Raw genomic sequence first — 19954 nt, forward strand, 5'->3', positions numbered from 1 at the left:
TAATATAGATATATAATCATTATTCTAATCCATTCTAATTAACTTTTTTGCATAAATTTGCTAAAATTAAGCATTAAAACAAGAAAGGATACTTATGTTAGTTGATTTTAAGGTAAAAAACTTCCGCTCAATCAAAGAAGAACAGCTTTTAAGCATGGTAGCTTCTTCACAAAAAGAGTTTATTGATACACATACTTTTTTGCCTACAACTTCAAAAAATCTGTCTTTGGTAAAAACAGCAGCTATCTATGGAGCAAATGCTGCTGGTAAATCAAATATTTTAAAAGCACTTGATGCGATGCAAGATATTGTACTAGAGAGTGCTTCAAAGTACCAAAGAGGGGATAGAATTCCTGTAAAACCATTTTTATTTGACAATGAAGTTAATGAGCCAACAGAGTTTGAAATTAATTTTATTTATGAGGGTATTAGGTATCAATATGGATTTGCTACTACAAGTGTCAGAATTACAGAAGAGTGGCTTATTGTATATCCTAAAACAAGACCCCAAAACTGGTTTGCTAGAGCTTACGATGAAGAAACAAAAGAGTATAAATGGCAATTTGGAGATAAGTTAACAGGTCAAAAGCAAGTATGGAAAGACTCAACAAGAAGTAATGCATTATTCCTTTCTACTGCGGTTAGTTTAAACAGTGAGCAACTAAAACCTGTATTTGATTGGTTTGCAGACAAACTTAAAATTACTGGAGTTTCTGGTTGGAACCCACTGTTCACTATGAGAATGTGTGCAGATGATAGTTATAAAAAAGAAATTTTAAAATTTTTAAAAACAGCAGATATGGATATTGAAGATATTGAAGTGGAAAAAGAGGACTTTGATCCATCAAAGCTTCCAGAAGATATGCCTGCAGAGATCAGAGAAGATATTATCAAAGAAATGAAGGGTAAAGAAGTTATTAAAGAAGCTAAATTTTACCATTTAGACAATTATGGGAAAAAAGTTGCTCTTGATTTTGATGATGAGTCGGATGGAACTAGAAAACTTTTTTCTTTTATCGGACCATGGATTGATTCTTTGGAAAATGGGAATGTCCTTCTTATCGATGAGCTTCATGATAACTTTCATCCATTAATGGTGAAGTTTTTGATTGAGATGTTCCATAACAAAGATATGAATAAATCTGATGCACAGTTAATTTTTACAACACATGAGACATCAGTGTTAAATCAAGATACTTTTAGAAGAGATCAAATTTGGTTTTGTGAAAAACAAAATAGAGCTACTAAATTGTATCCACTAACTGATTTTAGCCCTAGAAAAGGGGTTGAAGACCTTGAAAAAGGATACTTGTCTGGAAGATATGGAGCATTACCATTTTTTCAAGATATAAGTATGGCTATGGGAAAATAACTCATGGGTACAGATGATCTTTTTTCTAAGCGTAAAGCCAAAAAAGTAACACAGCTTCAAAGGGCTAAAGAGAGTAGAGAGCCTTATGACAAAGTGCTTATAGTTTGTGAGGGAGAAAAAACAGAACCTCACTACTTAATAGCATTGAGAGATCATTTAAAGCTATCTCAAGCAAATATTAAAATAGATCCAAATAGTGACTCAAGTCCTACAAGTGTAGTGAAGTATACAAAAGAGTTGATAAAAGAAACTCCTAAAGATCCTTATGATCATGTATTTTGTGTGATAGACAGGGATAGACATGCTGATTTTGATGCAGCAATTGCTCAAATAAATGGATATAGAAATAAAGATACAAAGCTTCATGCCATAGTGTCAAATCCATGTTTTGAGTTTTGGATATTGTTGCATTTTGACTATACGACAAAATTGTTTGGAACAAGCGGAGATAGCCCTTGTATGGATCTAATCAAGAATAATTTGAAAGTATTCATTGAAGATTATGAAAAAGGCGATAGGGCGATTATGTTACCTATCATAAAGTCTGGGCTTGAAAGAGCAGTAGCAAATGCAAACAAAGCAAATGAAACCGCTAAAAGAAACGGTACTGATAATCCGACAACACAGATGGATGGGTTAGTTGATTATCTCAAAGGTTTAAAAGATGAAAAATAATATTGCAATCTGTAATATTATTGAACCACTTTTCAAAAAGTTTGTAAAATTACTTAATTTTACACTGGGATAATATTCTCAATTGAAATTAAATACAAGGAGTTGATAGGAAATAAAGATAAGATTTAAAATAGATACACAGATGATATATGGTTATAAGCGTATAACCTGACGGCAATCAGGTTATTTGGTTACGCTATGCGTATAAATTAAGTGTTATCAAGCTAATAAGTTTAAAACAATTAATCTATAATGTTTTTGATCAGACAGATTATAGTTGATTGCATATTATATAAATATAAAACGATTGTATAGTCAATATACTTTTTTAAGCTCATTACTCTTGGTAACACTATTTAGCTAGAAAGGATAATATATTGGCTAATGAAGTTACAAGATATATAAAAAAAGAAGTTGAAAGAGAACTTTGGGCAAGAAGTGCTGGTAGATGCCAGTTTGAAGGTTGTAATAAAATTTTATTCAAATCTTCAATTACGCAAGAAAGAGTAAATATCGCACAAAAGGCTCATATATACTCTTTTGCAGAAGAAGGTCCTAGAGGATGGGGTCCATTTGTTTTTAATAAAGATGCGTTAAATGAAACAGATAATTTAATGCTAATGTGTCATGAATGTCATGTGAAAATTGATAGAAATGAATCTAAATATCCTGTAAAAATGCTTCAAGCATGGAAGCAACAACACGAACAAAGAATTAATGTTGTGACAGGTATTGAAACAAGTAAACAATCGCATGTAGTGTTTTATGGTGCTAATATAAGTGACCAAAAATCACTAATACAAAAAAATGAAGCAATTGCTGTGATGTTTCCAGATAAATACCCTGCAAATGAAAATCCTATAATCTTATCTATGCAATCTGAATTGAAAGATAATGATAAAGATTTTTGGAATATTGAATTAAAACATTTAGAAGCAATATTTACGAAATATATTGAACCCAATATTGAAGAAAAAGATCCTGGAGATTTTTCAATATTTGCTATGGCTCCAATGCCTTTATTGATAAAGCTGGGTAGTTTATTTACAGATAAAATATCAGTAGATACATATCAACCAATTAGAGAACCAAAAACTTGGCGATGGCAAGAAGAGCCTAAAGGTTTTGAGTTTATTGTAACAAATGATGAAGAGTATGAAAAAAAGCCTGTTCTTATTTTCTCATTAAGTGGAAAAATCTCAAGAGATAGAATTTATGAAGTTACAGGTCAAGATGTAAATATATGGGAAATCACAGTTCCTAAGAGCTTTTTACATAATGATTTTATGAGGTCAAAAGCACAACTCTCATTATTTCGTAAAGAGATTAGAAAACTCATGGTTCAAATAAATGAGAAACATTCAAAAGAACCGCTAAAAATATTTCCTGCAATGCCAATATCGTGTGCAATTGAATTAGGAAGAGTACGAATGCCAAAATCAGATATGCAGTGGATCATTTATGATCAAAATAACAAAGCTGACAAATTTATTGAAGCTATAACTATTGGAGAAGCCAAATGACAAAACAACAAGAGACACTTATTTTAGAAAACATTGTAGAGCTATTAGAGCTGCCTGATACTGCTTATAAAAAAGCAAAAGAAAGATATGAAGACCTAGGTGAATGGTTCGGGAGAGATGAGTCACTATTTAAAGATAACGATGTACATGTATTCCCTCAAGGTTCATTTAGGCTCGGAACAGCTATAAGACCTCTTAACAATAATGAAGAGTATGATTTGGATTTAGCTTGTAATATCAGAGATGGTATTTCAAAAAGTACACACACTCAAAAAGACTTAAAAGAGCTTGTTGGTAAAGAACTTGAATTTTACAGAAATGCTAGAGGAATCAAATCAAAAAAAGATGAGAAGAGAAGATGCTGGAGACTTGAATATCAAGACTCGCTTAGCTTCCACATGGATGTTGTTCCTTGTATCCCTCTTGATGAATCAATGTCAAATTTGATTTATGAGGATATTTATGGACACTATGTATCTGATGAAAACTTGTCTAGGAAAATTTCGATCAAGTCTGTTTCGATAACTGATACTGATAAAGAAAACTATTCGAAAATTGATAGTGATTGGAAGATAAGCAATCCAGAGGGATATGCGTTATGGTTTGAAGCAATGATGCAAAAAAATCAAGCTACACGATTGTTAATGGAAAAGGCTCAAGTTGATAAACTGCCAAGCTTTAATCAAAAAACAATTTTGCAAAGAGCTGTACAGCTGTTAAAAAGACATCGAGATAATATGTTTAAGGATAACGATGACTCAAAACCTATTTCAGTAATTATCACAACTCTTGCAGGACGAGCATACAATGGGGAAAAAAATTTAGCGGATGCCTTAAAAAATATTCTTGATAATATGGATAAACATATAAATAAAAATGGTAAAAAAGTCCCCAATCCAACGCACCCAGAAGAAGATTTTGCAGATAAATGGGATGAAGCATCATATGCTCATTTAAAATTGGAAGAGAATTTTTACCTTTGGTTAAAGTCCGCAAGAAGAGATTTTGCTTCAATGACTGGAAGTGATAATGGTGGATTTGATTCTGATTTAATATCTGAAAAAATGAACTTATCATTAAGTTCTGTAGAGAAAATAGGAACAATGTTAGGCTTAGCTGCTAGTTCAGCCTTTTCAAGTAATTATCATATTAAAAAAGAAGATACTGCTAGTCCATGGAGAAAATCTTAGATGAGTTTAATAAGTAAAATTAAGCTGGAAGATTTTTTAGATAAGCATAGATCTATGTCTATTAGGCCGTCAAAAAATGATGGCTTAATAGTTGAAGGTAAATTATATTTTACTGCTAAAACTGATGGATACAGAGAGGTTGAAGATTTTTATAAAATACGAATTAAAGTTGCAAATAATTTTCCGTTTACAATTCCAGAGGTTGAAGAGATAGGAAATAAAATTCCTCGTAAGGAAGAATATCATATCAATCCAGATAATACTTTATGCTTGGGTTCGCCGTTAAGACTATTGTATTTATTGAGTAAAAATAAAACTCTTGAAGGTTTTGTAGAATATTGTTTGATTCCATATTTATATGGAGTTTCATTAAAAATACAAGATGGCGAAAAATTGGTTTTTGGTGAGTTGGCACATGGCGAAAAAGGTATCATAGATGAATATGAAAAAATATTTGGTATCAAAGGAAAAGATTCTATAAAGCAGGTAATAAAATTGCTTTCAATGAAAAAAAGAATCGCAAATAAACAACTATGCCCTTGTGGTTGTTTCAGTAGATTAGGTAAATGTAAATTCAAGTTAAATTTTAAAATAAATGAGTTTAGAAATTATTCATCTCGTAAATCTTTTTTAATCAAACACAACAGTTTATAAAATTGTTGTGTTTTCATTTGCATACTTAACAATATCAACCCCATATTTATCTCGAACTTTGAGTAATTTTTCATTTAAAGAGGCAAATTTTAAATCCTTTTCGTAGTCAATTAAACAAAAGGTTTTATGGTTATGAGAACCTGCAAAATTAGAAGCACTAATAGCAATATAATGGATTTTATACCCCAAATGATTATCTAACTTTTTAATCATAGATTTTGCTAAATCTATCAAAAATCGTTCATTAAATAGTCTGTTCTGGGTAATAGATTGAGAGTTTCTTAGCCCATACTCATATCTAATTTTGAAGTAAAAAGTTGTTGGATTAAGTCCCATTTTTGCAATAGTATAACTTAGATACCTTGCTAGTATCATCACTCTTCGATACACTTCATTTCTATCGATTATAGCTTTAAAGTTTCTACTAATTCCTATACCTCTTCTATCACTGTAAGGGATCACTTTTTCATTATCAGTCCCACAAATTCTATGATATAAGTCTCTACCAGACTTACCATATGAGTAGAGTAGGTTAGGGCGGTCTCTGAGTTCTCCAAGAGTTTTAACTTTGTAGTAATCAAGTTTTTTTGAAATGGCTCTTCCAATACCTGGAAAATCATTTACATCGATATTATTAGTATATTCATAAACTTTTTCTTGGGGCAGGGCGATCACTCCAAATGGTTTTACACAATCTGTTAAAAGCTTCGCAATCCATTTACTTTTGCTAGCTCCAATAGTAATTGGTAAATCAAACTTTTGCATAATCTCATCACGAAGTTCTGTTATGAATTCTAATGTATCTTCATCTTTTATCCATCCATCAAGTGCACCCCAAAACTCATCAATACTATAGGTTTCAAGGACTGGAATTTTAAGCTCTAAAAATGCTTTTAGTTTTTGAGAAAGCTCTACATAAAAAAGATGATCGCTTGGTAAGATTATGAGGTTAGGACACATGTGAATCGCATCTCTAAGAGGAGTTCCTGTTTTTATTCCATAAGGTTTACATTCATAACTTTTAGCGATTACAATACCGTGTATCTCTCCATTTTCATCAATAAATTCATCTTTCCATGCTTGTAAAATGTTATTAATATCATATGAATTTTTAAATTCTAAGACACTATTAAAAGCTCCATTACTTCCAACAATAACACCTTCTTTTTTATCTTTAGAGAAGATTTTTTTATCACTTCCTTTAGCAACAACAACATTTTTTCCTTTCAAAAAAGGGTATCTAGTTCTCTCAGCCGATACAAAATAGCAATCTAAATCTAAGTGTATTTTCATATAGTTTAACTCCAATAAAGTTTTAATTGAATAAAATATAACTAATTAAAAGGTTTATGCTTAATTAGTTGAAATATATTCAATTAATTTTGATTTTTAGGAGAAACATGGACATTAATGAGATTATAGAAAAGCTAAAAGATATTTTGAGTTCAGAACACCCAAGTAGAAAAATATTTGATAAAGATGTGGCTTCTGCACTTGGTATGTCAAAGGAATCACTTAGCCATTTAAAGAAAAAAAATGGTATTCCGTATGAACAAATAGCAAAATTTTGTGCAAAAAGAAAAATTTCAATCAATTGGATTTTGTTTGAACAACTGCCAAAATCATTAGAAGAAGAAACTGAAAAATATACAAGAATAAAACACTTTACAAGAATTAATGCGAGTGCTGGTGGTGGAAGTTTTAATTATGATGAGGATTATGAATATCTTAGTATTGATAAAAAGCTTCTTGATTCTCTCTATAAATCTAATAATGCTAACCCTAATGCTATATCTGCATTAAATGTTATGGGAGACTCAATGGAACCAACTTTAATCGATAGAGAGGTTATTTTATTTGATAAAGATAATTTGGATGTAAGTAAAGGAGGAATATTTATAGTTTCAACAAATGTAGGATTATTTGTAAAAAGAGTTGCTTTGAAAGTTGATGGATCATTAGAATTAATCAGTGATAACAAAAGTTATAATAGTGAGATTATTGTTCCTGATGAACTAGATACAATAAGGCTTTTAGGAAAAGTTATAGGTAAAGTAGCACTAGTTTAAAGGAACAGAGGAGGGCACTAAATTTGCCCACTTATAGTTCAGTTACCATCTCTTCTGCTTTAAATTTTTTTCTCTTTTTTGGAATAGGTCGATTCGTTAAAATCTGAATAAATGTTTCAATTGAGAGAATATCTCCTTTTCTTTGCATAGAAATTTTTTCATCTAAAGCCAAGTATTGAAAGGCTTCATCAATGTTCAAATCTGAATATTTTGCTCGTAAATTGGTTATGTATTTATTTTGTTTTACCCTTCTTAATTTTGCTCTGATATTTTGTTTGTGTTTTTTATAATAGTAATTTGTAGCATAGCTTAAACCATTGGGAATAGATTTGTTCTCCTTCTTCAATTTATACTCTAAAAGATTATGCAATTTTCTATATGAGAGTTCTTCCTCCTCTTTTGTAATTTTATCTTTTGCTTGTTTATAGAGCATTGTTTTGATAGTAGCTTCTATTTTAGATTTCTTATTTTCTTCCATAATTACTCCTTAGAATCATTTCTTGAAATTTTAGTATATTTATTTTGATTTGTGATTACTAGTTGAAAAATTTTCAACTTATGAAATGAGTACTATTTAGCTATGCCTATATAGTATATATACTGTGGTAACGAATAGAGGTTAGAAAATTGGCTCAAAGTAGGTACTAATTAAAATTTGGAAATATAAACCATCGCCAAAATTTCGCAAATCACAAATAGAATATTTTTGTATATGATTACAAATAAAAATAAAAAATAAAGGATTTTAAATGGCTTCAAAAAAAAGTGTGTTGGATATGATAAAAGCAGAACATAAAGAGAACATTCAAAAAAGTAATGAAACTAAAACTATTGTAATTAAATTGAATATTGAAGATTTTAAAGTATTCGATGCAATATGCTCAAAGTACAATAAGTCTAAACAAGAACTTATTGTAAAAGCTTTGGAGAATGAAGGGCTTTTTAATAAAGCAGAGGTTGAAGAGTCAATATCAAAGCAACCTATGAATTAGTTTCATAGGTATAATGTTTAACTACTTTATCAAAATGAAAAAGTTTTGATAACTTTACCAATCACATTCAATTTTCCAAGTTGTTCTTTAGATAATTCATTCGCAATTGTAAATCCAATATAGTTATATGCATAATCACCATCAATTTTAGTAAAAATATTTACAGCAGATACAGCATCATTTGTATTGATTAAGTAAGAACCGTTACCATCAAACTTGTTTATATTTTCATCGTAGAGCATGATGTCATGATTTAACTCAATTGCTTTTAAAGAGTTACCAGCAGATATTCTAGGAAGTCTTACATAGTCATTACTATTGTAAAGTTTATAGTTGTAAAACTTATTGTTGTTTTCATGAGGTAGGACTGTATTTTCATCAGAAGCTTTATACTCTTTATCAAAGAATAATTTATCTAATGAATATCCAGTTTTTTCACAGTAACCTATAGCAGATTCAAAAGGAATTTTAGCTCTCATTTTCATTTGTGCTAAAGTATCTGGTCTTAATTCCATCGCCAGAGCAAGCTGTCTATCGTTCTTCTTATTTTCGATAGAGCGAAGTCTTAATATAAACTCTTCATAGGAATACTTTTCATATTTGTACATCTTATTTATCTCCATCACATAGCCGAATATTTACTATTATAACATAAATCAATGGGAAAAAGCTTTTTTAATAGTCTAATATTTAAACGAATAAAGCTTTTTGTAATCAAATTTACTTAGTTTTTTTAATCATAATCACAAAATGCAAAATATTTTATATCATTTTGGAATTATTAATTAGGAGGGACTAGTGCTAACTGATGAACAAAATGAAGTGATAGAGTGTTCTAAAAAATTGAAGCAAAATGAGCTACTAAAGATAAATGCTTTTGCAGGAACAGGTAAAACTACAACCCTGATAGAGATTACAAAAGCCAATATAGATAAAAAATATCTTTATCTTGCATTTAACAGTTCAATAGTGAAAGAAGCTAAAAAGAAGTTTGGTGTTAATGTTGATGTATATACTTTACATTCACTAGCATATAAAGCACTTGAGGATAAACCAAAAATCAGAACTAATGATTATGACATGTTAAGCATACAACAAATTTTAGAGCTTAGTGATGCTAACTTGAGTATTTGTAGTGACATTGTAAAAGTATTAAAAAGATTTTGCCAATCAGATGCGAATCAAATAATTGAGATGCGTCAATATTTTGATAAAGCTCATTCATCAGTTTTTGAGTATGCTAAAGTTTTGTGGGAAAAGATGGATAAAAGAGAAATAGAAATCACTCATGATTTTTATTTGAAACATTTTTCAATGAATCATAAATCACTTGAACTTTTGTCTGATGCATATGATGGATTTTTACTAGATGAAGCTCAAGACAGTAATCCAGTAACTATTAAAATATTCAATGCTTTAAAAGGACAAAAAATTTTAGTTGGCGACAAATATCAACAGATTTATCAATTTAGAGGAAGTCTAAATGCAATGGAGATGATTAAAGCTAAAAATGAGTTTTTTTTAACACACACTTTTAGATGCAGTGCATCTGTAGTAGATGAAGCAAATAAAGTTTTAAAAAACTATTTGGGTGCAAAAAATTTTCTTTGTTCAAAAAGAAAAGCTGAAGCATTCGAGATAAACAATGTAGCTTTTATTGCAAGAACTAATGCTACACTGATTGAATTAATAGATAATTTTAAAGATGAAGAAGATGGTATAAATATTACACGAGATGTTAATGAAATTTTCAAAACAGCTATTAATTTGTTTTATTTCATCAATGAAGAGAGTGATAAATTATCTAAAGAGTTTCAGTATTTAAAAAAGTTTAGTGATGAGGATGAATTAAAAGATTATATAGAGGATTACGATTTAATAGAACTCAAAACAAATTTAAAAATTGCAAAGAGGTATAAAACATATCTTTTTACACTAAAAAAAGAAGCTACTTCAAAAATCTCACCTTTATCAAACATAGTATTAACAACAGCTCATGCAAGTAAAGGTCTTGAATGGGATAGTGTAGTTTTGATGAAGGACTTTAAAGATTTGGATACAGTTGATGAAGATAAATTAGTAGAAGAAGCAAATTTACTTTATGTAGCAATCACTAGAGCCAAATATGAAGTAAGTTTTTTGAGTGATGACGATGAGTAAGAGTTCAAGTTTATCAGTTGAAAAATTAGCTTTACAATATGATATAGATCCATATACTGCAAATATTTGTATTCAAGAAGCTTTATCAAAAATTTTAGAAAAAGAAGTGATAACTACTGATAATGGATATGCATATTATAGTACTGTAAGGTCAATTTTTGTGAATGTACGAATTACCAAAACTATGACAAAGCGAATTAAATTCTTATTTGAAAAAGAGGTTAGAAGCCTAAAAAATAAAAGATTGAAAGACATCTACTATATGCCCAGAGAATGTAAAATCTTTAAGTGCAAAGTAATTTATCGAAATATTGATTGGTTTGAAATAGTAGAAGTAAAAAACCAAATACGAGGTCGAGTATATTTTGATAATTTATTGGCAACCGATAGTGTTAGAGTTACAGATGAGATAGAACTAAAGCTAAAGTCTCTGATTAAAATAAAAGGGTATTTTGAAGGAGTTTTTACTAGAAAAGAACCACTTATATACACTAAAATAGTGTATTCTTATATTGAGAATAAATTGATCCAAAAAATCAAAATTGATTTTAAGGCTAATTCAATGGTTATCAAATTTAAAAATCTTGAGGATTTATACACTTCTGATATGCGAGAAAAGCTATATGGACTGAAAAGTTGCCTTCCTTTTAAAATACTTACAAAGTAATATATATAATCACAAAACAAAATTTAAGAGATATAATTAGCAATCATCAAAAAGGAGATTGCTATGTTTGGAATGGAGATACTTGTATTATCTCATACTATTGAAAACGCACATGTTTTAAAAGCGAATGAAAATTTTTCTACTCTTAATAAAAAAGTTATTGAGCAAAAAATTGAAAATTCGACAAGTACATTACAAAAGATAGTACAAAATAAAATTATTGAAGCAAGTAGCAACAAATATAAAATCAGTATTTTTTTTGATTTTAATTCAGAAGTTCCAAAAAGTAGTAACGCATTAGAGCAACTTCATAATGTTAATTTTAAAAAAGTTACTTCTATTGTTATAGACGGTTATGCATCAGCTCCTGGAACAAATCAATATAACCTTATTTTGTCAGATAAAAGAATTGAAAGTTTGGTAAAGACAATTAGGCAACTAGGGTATGACAAAGAGATAAAAACTGTTCCACACGGTGAAGATTGTTTAGGTTGGGAAAAAGAAGAACAATGTCAGCGAATAGATATGCAACTATTTTTTTAGTCTTAATTTTTAATCTTAACTCACTTTTTGCCCAGTGTTATGAAAATGACAAAGCTTTTTTTGATGATAGTCAAAGAGGGTGGTTTTGGGGAGAAAGCTGTAAGAAGAAGCTAGAAAAAGATGATGAGAATAAAACAGTTGAAGAATTAGCAACACCTGGCGAACCAAAATATAAGATTAGTCCAAAAGAAGTGAATATTCCGTGGGAGATTATAGATAGTTTGACAAGAGAAAGTGTAAAGCAAATTGAAAAAGAATCAAGAGATATTGCAGTTACATATCCTACTTATACAAATGTTTTAGAGCATAAGAAACTTCAAAAATATATTAGTGATCGTGCAAAAGAATTTATGAACCAAACTATCAATGTAACAAAACAAGATTTTGATATGGCTCAATGGGTTGCATCACTTCCAGTTAGAAGTACTACAGCGATTAATACTGAGAAAGAAATCAATACTCAAAAAAGAATAGAAATATTTCAAAAGTATAAAAACAACATGATAGTAATGGTTGTTACAGCTAAAAACTGTAGTTTTTGTGAAAAACAAAAACCTATATTGAAGATGTTAGAAGAGCAGTATGGAGTTCAATACGACACTTATGAAATAGATAAATTTAAAGACTTTGCATATGCAATGAAAGTTGAGAGAACCCCTGATATGTTTTTATTGTTCAGAGAATATGAAAATGACCCAAAACCTAAGATAGTAAGAATTGCTACGGGTTTTCATGGGTTGTTAGATTTGGTAGAAGCTGTTGTTTATGGACTTAAAACAATAGGAAAGATTAAAAATGAAGAGGTTAAATAAATGAGAAAGTTACAAATATCTGTATTTGCAAGTATAGTCATTTTTGCAGGTAGTCTTTATGCAGATTCGATGAAAAGATATGCTGAAAATATAACTATTACCCATGTTAGTCCAACAGGAGGGGATGGTTATTATAGTGGAGGTTCATATAAAATGAATTTTCCTACTATGACAGTAAACCCGATAAATATTAAAGCACCATCATTTAAAGCAGGATGTGGAGGGATAGATTTAGCATTTGGTTCGATTCAATTTTTAGATGCAGATAAAATTGTGCAATTTTTAGAAGCAACTTTGAGTAACGCAGCCGGAGTTGCATTTGATTTAGCACTTAAAGCTGCTTGTGAAGAGTGTTCTGAAACATTAAAGTCTTTAGAGTCTATGGCCAATGCGATTAATAATATGGCTTTAGATAGTTGCCAAGCTGCAACAGCACTAGTTAGTGCCACAGGATTAGGTCAACAAGAACAAACCAAAAGTGAAGCAACCAACTGGATAAAGACTACAGCAGATAATGTCACAAAGTTTTTTGATTCAAAAGTTAATCCGTGGTTAAATGGCTTAGGTGCGAATGCTCCAAGAATAGTTAGATTTTTAAAAAAGGACCAAAATACATATAGTAGTTTACTCTATTATCTCATCGGAAAAGATACATCAAATCCACTAAATGAAGAGGAGAATTTCTTGCGTTCAATAAGTGGAGAAATAGTTTTATATAGCAGACCATCAGGTGAGAACTATGGAACTTTTGGAGCTACCGTTCCAAGTAAAGATGATATTGATAAACTACTAACCTGGAGGCTAGGTTCAAAAGAATCAGAAAATCTATCTGTTAAATTACTTGATAGAAGTGGAGATCCAACTGTTGCTGTGAATTCTGATATGCAACTATTGCCAGTATTTGAACCAAAAGTTAGAAAAGTTGCAGACAATATCAACACAAGAACAGCACACTCATCAGATGATTTGAAATTCCTAAGCGGATTTAGAACACCTGTTTATAAAATTTTTAATGCACTATCTCGTTCACCAGAAACAAGAAGTATTGCTACTGAAGTGTCAAGTCAAATTGCAGAAGTACTTGCAGCACAAGCTATGTATGAATATATATCAAATTATCACTATTTGCTTTTAAAAGAAAAATCTAGTTATGACTCATTAAGTAAAGAAGCAAAGGCTTCATTGGCATATGATGATCCACAAATAAAAGAGCATCAAATCGGGCATAATTTAGAGCTAATGATAGAGAATGTTTCTTATGCTCTTCAAAAATGTGTAAAGATGAAAATTGCCGCCGACCTTAATTTTGCTAAAAAACTGAATTCTTATGCAGAATCAATAAATGCAGCAAATTCGATTAAAAATGCAGTTATGATGAAAAGAAATCCGGACTTTTACAATAATCTTCAAACTATGACAGCATTATCAAAAACAGCTACACCATAATACGGGGTATTTTAATGAAATATTTATTTATATTAACATTTATACTAGTACAAACTATTTATGCGGATGATATTGCATCCTCTAAAGCAAGTGCAAAGAGTTTAGGTAATACAGCAGCTTCAAAATTTAACTCAAAATCAAAATTAAAAAGCAATGCTCTTAATCCTATGCAGGGTTCTGGAACATTAACTACAGTTGATAATAGTACAACATTTGATGGTGCAATATCATGTTTTGATAAAGCTATAGGATTAACAACTACATATTCAGTTTCATCATCAAGTATCTCTTTAACAATAAAACAAGATAGTAATTTAGATAAAGCACTTGACCATACTTTGATAATTTCAGGAATAATAGGTGTTTGCCAAAATGGTGTTGTTACAGGGGATTGGAGTAATCCGATTTATAAATCATTTTCGGTTAGTAATAGTAAATTGTCCGTTGCTCAACTTGCAAAAGAGCAGATGCATGCTTGTTTTTGCACCAATAATAGTTGTGGCTATACATGTGACTCTAATGTATATAAAACTATTGATGGTGGAATTAATGCGATATTATCAGCTAACAATATCAATATTTCAGGTGATAATGAATGGGATAGTGGGCTAAAAAAAAGTACAACTTATTTTAATTATCCAACACCTTGTCAGTCTAATACAATTCCAAACAAATACACTAATACTGATCCAAGAAACTACTATCATTCACAAAGTGCTAATGATTTCACAGACTCAGTATCCGCTGTAGATGGACAAAATTCTAAGTCTATATATAATGCAGCCCTTGTACACTCTTCAACAACAATACCACAAACAAATAACTCTATGAGTGTTAATTATAAGTCTTTAAATGAGTGCACTAAAGAGTATAAATTTGAGAAAAATCAAGTTGCTAATACAATAGATTTAAAACTTATTGATAGTTGTGGCAATTTCAGTTCATGTAGTATTAGAACAAAACAAATATGTAATTCAAAAGGCAGCGATTGCCAACAAGTTCTATTTAAAGGGGTTAGCTCTGCTTTTAATAAAACTTTTTGTTCAGAGATTGTGCTTGATAAATCCTATGAAGTTTGTGATAGCTCATCAGGTATAGAAATTAAAGATAGTGCAGGAAATATTTTATCTACCTACGCAGACAAACATTTATATGAAAAATACACATATGATTGTGGAAGTAAAACAGCCACAGCAGATTTCACTCAAACTAATGAGCTAGATACTGATGGAAAAGGCCATTTTAAATATAAAGATGGAACACAAGCAACAATAAATGGATTACCAACAGCAGATTTAAGTTGCAAACAGAAATTTTGTACTACTAAAAAATCTATTAAAGATACTGATGTTCATTCAGACTCAAGCCAAGATAATACTACTAGAAATGAGATGAATGTTAAAGTGTGTATAGAAGAGATTAGTGGTTCATATACTTGTCCTTTAGAGGCTGGAGAATCAATAGTAGATCAATGTTCATGCGATGTACCTCAAACAATGTCTAATAAAACATTAGGCGAATTATCAGCCATAGAAGAAATGATTGATGATTTTACATGTTCTCAGTAAATATAATCACAAAACACAATATAAATATTATAATGTCATTCAATCAAACATGCCACATCATGTAGTGCATCTTGATAATTCTCAAGAAGGAGTTTAAATGGAATTACACAAGAGCAAGTTTTTGCTCATTGGTTTGTTGTTGACACTTTTTTCATCAGCAGCATTTGCAGGAACGGGAGGTGCAGAACTAAGTACTTGGTACACAGATATCAGTGATGCACTAACTGGAACATGGGGAAAAATCATTGCCGCATTCTTTATTGGTACAGCAGTAATCATTTTTAAACAAGGTGGAATCGTAGGAGGTATTTTTATGGTTTTACTTGGTTTATCAATAGGTTCTATACCAACAATTATCAATAGTAAATATACATTGATTGCAGGGGAAATGGCATCAAACTCATTGCTAACGACAATGGCTTCTTTTGTTGGGTAGAAATACTCAACAAAAGTTGTTTTTTGTAATGAAGTTAAAATAGACTTTATTTCACAGGACAAAAAATGGAAAGAAAATATATACCTAAATATATGAATGCAGAAATGCAAATTTTATGGTGGGATTTGAGTGAATTTCTAATCCTTTTGGTAATTATTGCCTTTGGAGTTATTGCTGAGATGCAATTTATAGCAACTGCAATAGGGGTTGGTGTTTTAAAAGTTATCACAAAAATGAAAAACCATAAACAAGCTGGATTTGTAGGACATTATGCATATAGTATAGGCTTATTTGGATTAAAGGGTAGGGTGCCTGAATTTTGGATCAAGGAGATAGTGAAGTGAAGTTTTTTAGTGAATACACCAAAATGAGTGTTCAGCTTGATGTAGTCAAAGTATTTGCATTATTGATGATTATAGTTAATGTAACTTTTGGAGTACTTTTTTTTATACAAGCTAGTAATGTAAGGACCATAATCATTCCACCATCATTTACTAGTAAATTTGAAATAGTTGGAAATAGATTAGATAACAAATATTTTGAAGAAGTAGGAAATTATTTATCTCAATCGATACTTACTACATCACCTGGAACTGTAGCTAATTCATTTAATGCAATAGAAAATTTTATTTCAAAAGATCCTGATGTAATTAAGGCAACTAAAGACTATTTTATCGAGCAAAATAAGGTTATAAAAGAGAATAATATTTATCAAGCTTTTTATCCTTTACAAACTTCGGTGAACTTTGAACACGGAAAATTTAGTGTAACTGGAATTTTGAGAAGAAATACAGGAAATGTATTTGTTAGTGAAGAGCGAAAGGTAATGGATTTTGATTTCATTGTAAAAAATGGGCAATTAGTTATAAAAAAATTTGGAGTTAAGTAATGGGATTAAAACAATATCAAAAGATAATTATTTCAATGAGCCTTATAGTCGTTTCTGTATTTGCAGATAACTTACCTAATCAAACAATAGTGGATGAAGTACAAGGATACAAATACATAGATATATCAAAGACTGATATCAATAGAGCATATTGTGAAAATGGAGAATTTACTCAGTTAATTTTCTCTAGTGAGAAAGAGATTGATATACAAAAAAATGGGAAAAATGCTTTTATTAAATTGATACCAATTAATAAGACACAAGGCGATGAAATACTTAGTACAACTATCAATACATTTGCAAGAGAAGCTTATTTGACTTGTGATAACAAAATGTTTTCACTTATATTGGTTCCAAAAGAGATACCGGCTCAGACTATTATTCTAAAAACTGTAAGTGATGAAAAAAGAGTTGAAAAAAATAAAGAGATTGAAGTAGTAAATGATTATCAAACAATAGTTTCAGAGTTAATTAAATCAGTATATAAAGAGATAACACCAGAAGGGTTTGACCTTGAATTTATTGATAAGCCAAAAGTTCAGTTTGATGAGCTTTCTCTTATTGAGTTTAAAAAATATGTTGGCAGTACTTTTATAATTGATGAATTAATAATAAAGGCTAATCAAGATGTATCGCTAAATGAAAAAATGTTTTTACCATATATACAAAATCCATTAGCAATTTCGTTAGAAAACCATAAATTGACGAAAGATAGTACCACGAGACTTTTTGTAGTTACTAATGCAAATCCAATGAGTAACTATGTTCAAAATAGTTCAAAATATTCAAATGCAATTGAACTTATACAACAACAAAAACAAAAGGAGGTCAAAGACAATTCCAAAAAATATTTGAGTAATGAAGTTATAGATTTTGCTGAAGAGCAATTGAGTAAAGAACAGATAGAAAATGTGTTAAATAATTTTAATAGTGAGGAGTAAAAAATGAGAAAAATTCTATCAAGTGTACTTGTAGTAGGTATGTTAAGTGTTAGTTTGAGTGCTAATGAGTTTGAAGATTCAATGAGGTATGTTGACAAAGCTCTTTCAAAATTAATTACAGAATATAAGAGCATGAAATCAGAGTTAGAACTTGTAAAAAATAAAAACATTGAGCTTGAATCTAAGTTGAGTGAACTTACAACTTCACTTCAAGCAGGTTTTATTCAAAAAGAAACAAATCAAGATATTCAAAAGTTCATTCAAGAATAATTACAAGAGGAGATTATTGTGTTAGCTAAGTTTAAATCAGAAAAGTTGAAATCATTTATATTTATGGCTACTTTAACGGTACTTTTGATTACCGTTGTTATGATATCTAGTGCTTTGGTTTCTGATGTAGCTACACAAGATGATTCCAAAAAGAAAGCAGTATCTGATGTTGTTATTCAATATGATAATGCTGTAAAAGTTGAAGAAAATAGTTTTAAGCAAACTTATGGGGATAAGCTTAATATGCTAGAGCAAAATAATCAAGAACTTTCAAAAAATATTGCAGAGATTATGTCAATGCTAAGTGAACAAAAGCAAACCCCATCGATAAATTCATTTACCAATGACACAGCTCCACAAGTTAACCAGAATCAGGCTTTTAGCAATTTTGAACCGCCTAAAGTTGAAGAACCTAAGCCTATAAAAACGGTACCTGTAACATCAACATTAACTATTATTGCAGACCCAATTAAAGAGAAAAAAAAGGAAGAAGTAAAAGATAAAGAAACTAAAAAGCCTAAACAAATAATTGTACCTGCGGGTTCATTTGTCAAAGGAAGGTTGTTAAATGGTTTAGATGCTCCAAGTTCAGGTGCTGCTAAAAGCTCACCACATCCTGTAGCAATACAAATTATTGATAAATCTATTTTGCCAAATAAATTTAGAGCAGATATTAAAGATTGTGTTGCAATAGGTAGTGGTTATGGTGAGCTTTCAAGTGATAGAGCAATACTTAGAGTAGAAAATTTAAGTTGTGTAAAAAAAGATGGAACTTCTATAACATCTAAAGGTTCATCCATAGGCTATGTAACAGGAGAAGATGGGAAAATTGGTTTAAGCGGAAGAGTTGTTAGTAAGCAAGGAGCAATACTAGCAAGAGCATTAGTCGCAGGTTTTGCAGAAGGTATGGCAAAAGTTTTTACTCAGAGTAATACCTATGTAGCAACTTCAGCAAATGGAACTGTAAGTACACCTGATCCAAATAAAGCATTTGAGAGTTCAATGTACGGAGGAGCAGCTGAAGCATCAAAAAAAGTTGCGGAATATTATTTAAAACTTAACGATGAGATGTTTCCTATAGTAGAGATAGCAGTTGGTAGAAAATGTGACATTATTTTTACAAAACCTATTATTTTTGAGGAGGTAAAAAGTGAATAAAAAGTCATTGATTTTTGTAATGCTAATTGTATCAATTTTTATAAGTGGGTGCACTTCTAAAGTGTTGCTACCATATGAAGAATGTCCTGAGTGTAATGTAGGAAAAGGTGAGGGGTATTGTGGAAGTGTATCAGATGTTTATGAATTTACAAGAAAGGAAAAACCATGATTAGAAGAGTTGTGTTTGCATCTGTTTTAGCAATGATGATGTTTCAAGGGTGTGCAGAAAAAAGTAAAATAATTTATATCGACCCTAAAACAAAGCAAGATACCAATAGAACAGATTCACTGTATGAGGTTAATAGGAAAGAAGAGTTGGCGAAGCTAATACAAGAACCAATCGTACCTTTGAAGACCCCTGATAAAGTACTTAGAGTTCTAATGCTTCCGTATGTAGATAAAAATAATCTACTTCAAACAAGTAACTTTATATTCGTAAAAGTCGATGATGGCAAATGGATTATTGGAGATTATCTAAATCAAGAAGTTGAGATTTCATCAAAAACACTTACCCCAATTAACTAATATAATCACAAAACACAATATAAATATTATAATTTCATCAAATTAAATCCAAAAAGGAAATTTG

Annotated in this window: 24 protein-coding genes; 21 read left to right on the forward strand and 3 right to left on the reverse strand. The window is 30.2% G+C overall.

The window, feature by feature from the left end; all coding sequences use genetic code 11:
- The first annotated feature begins 94 nt into the window (after positions 1-94).
- The 5 genes from AC6H33_RS11590 to AC6H33_RS11610 all read left to right on the forward strand — a co-directional run bounded on the left by AC6H33_RS11590 (position 95) and on the right by AC6H33_RS11610 (position 5414).
- Entirely contained in the window at positions 95-1372 is a 1278-nt protein-coding gene (locus AC6H33_RS11590) for an AAA family ATPase (RefSeq protein ID WP_497606041.1), read from the forward strand.
- Positions 1373-1375: 3 nt separating this feature from the next.
- A complete protein-coding gene (locus AC6H33_RS11595; RefSeq protein WP_497606042.1) occupies positions 1376-2047 on the forward strand; it encodes an RloB family protein in 672 nt (223 codons plus the stop codon).
- A 377-nt stretch (positions 2048-2424) separates the two neighbouring features.
- Complete coding sequence (locus AC6H33_RS11600; RefSeq protein WP_497606043.1) at positions 2425-3570, forward strand: SAVED domain-containing protein; 1146 nt, start codon at positions 2425-2427, stop codon at positions 3568-3570.
- A complete protein-coding gene (locus tag AC6H33_RS11605; protein WP_497606044.1) occupies positions 3567-4760 on the forward strand; it encodes a nucleotidyltransferase domain-containing protein in 1194 nt (397 codons plus the stop codon). Before AC6H33_RS11600 ends, AC6H33_RS11605 begins: the two co-directional genes overlap by 4 nt.
- The gene (locus tag AC6H33_RS11610; protein WP_497606045.1) at positions 4761-5414 is read left to right on the forward strand and encodes a hypothetical protein; all 654 of its coding nucleotides are present in this window, start codon (positions 4761-4763) and stop codon (positions 5412-5414) included. It abuts the gene before it with no gap.
- Here the strand turns inward: AC6H33_RS11610 and AC6H33_RS11615 are convergent.
- Positions 5409-6707: a DNA polymerase Y family protein gene (locus AC6H33_RS11615; protein ID WP_497606046.1), complete on the reverse strand. Its 1299-nt coding sequence runs from the start codon at positions 6705-6707 to the stop codon at positions 5409-5411. The genes AC6H33_RS11610 and AC6H33_RS11615 overlap by 6 nt on opposite strands.
- A gap of 107 nt (positions 6708-6814) precedes the next feature.
- Here AC6H33_RS11615 and AC6H33_RS11620 point away from each other — a divergent pair, with 107 nt between their 5' ends.
- A complete protein-coding gene (locus tag AC6H33_RS11620) occupies positions 6815-7483 on the forward strand; it encodes a LexA family transcriptional regulator (protein WP_497606047.1) in 669 nt (222 codons plus the stop codon).
- A 31-nt stretch (positions 7484-7514) separates the two neighbouring features.
- On the opposite strand, the gene AC6H33_RS11625 is transcribed toward AC6H33_RS11620, so the two are convergent.
- Positions 7515-7961: a hypothetical protein gene (locus AC6H33_RS11625; RefSeq protein WP_445696869.1), complete on the reverse strand. Its 447-nt coding sequence runs from the start codon at positions 7959-7961 to the stop codon at positions 7515-7517.
- 271 nt (positions 7962-8232) lie between these two features.
- On the opposite strand from AC6H33_RS11625, the gene AC6H33_RS11630 reads away from it, so the two are divergent.
- On the forward strand, positions 8233-8475 hold the full coding sequence (locus AC6H33_RS11630; RefSeq protein ID WP_497606048.1) for a hypothetical protein: 243 nt from the start codon (positions 8233-8235) through the stop codon (positions 8473-8475).
- A gap of 29 nt (positions 8476-8504) precedes the next feature.
- On the opposite strand, the gene AC6H33_RS11635 is transcribed toward AC6H33_RS11630, so the two are convergent.
- Entirely contained in the window at positions 8505-9101 is a 597-nt protein-coding gene (locus tag AC6H33_RS11635) for a hypothetical protein (protein WP_497606049.1), read from the reverse strand.
- Between the two features lie 172 nt (positions 9102-9273).
- On the opposite strand from AC6H33_RS11635, the gene AC6H33_RS11640 reads away from it, so the two are divergent.
- The 14 genes from AC6H33_RS11640 to AC6H33_RS11705 all read left to right on the forward strand — a co-directional run bounded on the left by AC6H33_RS11640 (position 9274) and on the right by AC6H33_RS11705 (position 19890).
- A complete protein-coding gene (locus tag AC6H33_RS11640) occupies positions 9274-10635 on the forward strand; it encodes a UvrD-helicase domain-containing protein (protein WP_497606050.1) in 1362 nt (453 codons plus the stop codon).
- Complete coding sequence (locus tag AC6H33_RS11645) at positions 10628-11302, forward strand: hypothetical protein (protein ID WP_497606051.1); 675 nt, start codon at positions 10628-10630, stop codon at positions 11300-11302. Before AC6H33_RS11640 ends, AC6H33_RS11645 begins: the two co-directional genes overlap by 8 nt.
- 63 nt (positions 11303-11365) lie before the next feature.
- Complete coding sequence (locus AC6H33_RS11650) at positions 11366-11845, forward strand: hypothetical protein (protein ID WP_497606052.1); 480 nt, start codon at positions 11366-11368, stop codon at positions 11843-11845.
- Positions 11812-12657, forward strand: a complete 846-nt coding sequence (traF, locus tag AC6H33_RS11655; RefSeq protein ID WP_497606053.1) for a conjugal transfer protein TraF — start codon at positions 11812-11814, stop codon at positions 12655-12657. The genes AC6H33_RS11650 and traF overlap by 34 nt, the downstream gene beginning before the upstream one ends.
- The gene (locus AC6H33_RS11660) at positions 12658-14103 is read left to right on the forward strand and encodes a conjugal transfer protein TraH (protein ID WP_445696859.1); all 1446 of its coding nucleotides are present in this window, start codon (positions 12658-12660) and stop codon (positions 14101-14103) included.
- Between the two features lie 14 nt (positions 14104-14117).
- The gene (locus tag AC6H33_RS11665) at positions 14118-15671 is read left to right on the forward strand and encodes a hypothetical protein (protein ID WP_497606054.1); all 1554 of its coding nucleotides are present in this window, start codon (positions 14118-14120) and stop codon (positions 15669-15671) included.
- A 97-nt stretch (positions 15672-15768) separates the two neighbouring features.
- The gene (locus AC6H33_RS11670; RefSeq protein WP_041135052.1) at positions 15769-16107 is read left to right on the forward strand and encodes a hypothetical protein; all 339 of its coding nucleotides are present in this window, start codon (positions 15769-15771) and stop codon (positions 16105-16107) included.
- Between the two features lie 65 nt (positions 16108-16172).
- Positions 16173-16451, forward strand: a complete 279-nt coding sequence (traL, locus tag AC6H33_RS11675) for a type IV conjugative transfer system protein TraL (protein ID WP_041135053.1) — start codon at positions 16173-16175, stop codon at positions 16449-16451.
- Positions 16427-16996 carry a TraE/TraK family type IV conjugative transfer system protein gene (locus tag AC6H33_RS11680; RefSeq protein WP_497606055.1) on the forward strand — a complete coding sequence of 190 codons (570 nt, stop codon included), beginning with the start codon at positions 16427-16429 and terminating at the stop codon, positions 16994-16996. Before traL ends, AC6H33_RS11680 begins: the two co-directional genes overlap by 25 nt.
- The gene (locus AC6H33_RS11685; RefSeq protein WP_497606056.1) at positions 16996-17937 is read left to right on the forward strand and encodes a TraK domain-containing protein; all 942 of its coding nucleotides are present in this window, start codon (positions 16996-16998) and stop codon (positions 17935-17937) included. The genes AC6H33_RS11680 and AC6H33_RS11685 overlap by 1 nt, the downstream gene beginning before the upstream one ends.
- Positions 17938-17940: 3 nt before the next feature.
- Entirely contained in the window at positions 17941-18207 is a 267-nt protein-coding gene (locus tag AC6H33_RS11690) for a hypothetical protein (protein WP_445696850.1), read from the forward strand.
- Between the two features lie 18 nt (positions 18208-18225).
- Positions 18226-19365, forward strand: a complete 1140-nt coding sequence (locus AC6H33_RS11695) for a TraB/VirB10 family protein (RefSeq protein ID WP_497606057.1) — start codon at positions 18226-18228, stop codon at positions 19363-19365.
- Positions 19358-19534, forward strand: coding sequence for a hypothetical protein (locus AC6H33_RS11700; protein ID WP_428015993.1), 177 nt, complete (start codon positions 19358-19360; stop codon positions 19532-19534). Before AC6H33_RS11695 ends, AC6H33_RS11700 begins: the two co-directional genes overlap by 8 nt.
- Positions 19531-19890: a TraV family lipoprotein gene (locus tag AC6H33_RS11705; protein ID WP_497606058.1), complete on the forward strand. Its 360-nt coding sequence runs from the start codon at positions 19531-19533 to the stop codon at positions 19888-19890. Before AC6H33_RS11700 ends, AC6H33_RS11705 begins: the two co-directional genes overlap by 4 nt.
- The last annotated feature ends 64 nt before the right edge of the window (positions 19891-19954 follow it).

The organism is Sulfurimonas limnophila (genome assembly GCF_059705345.1).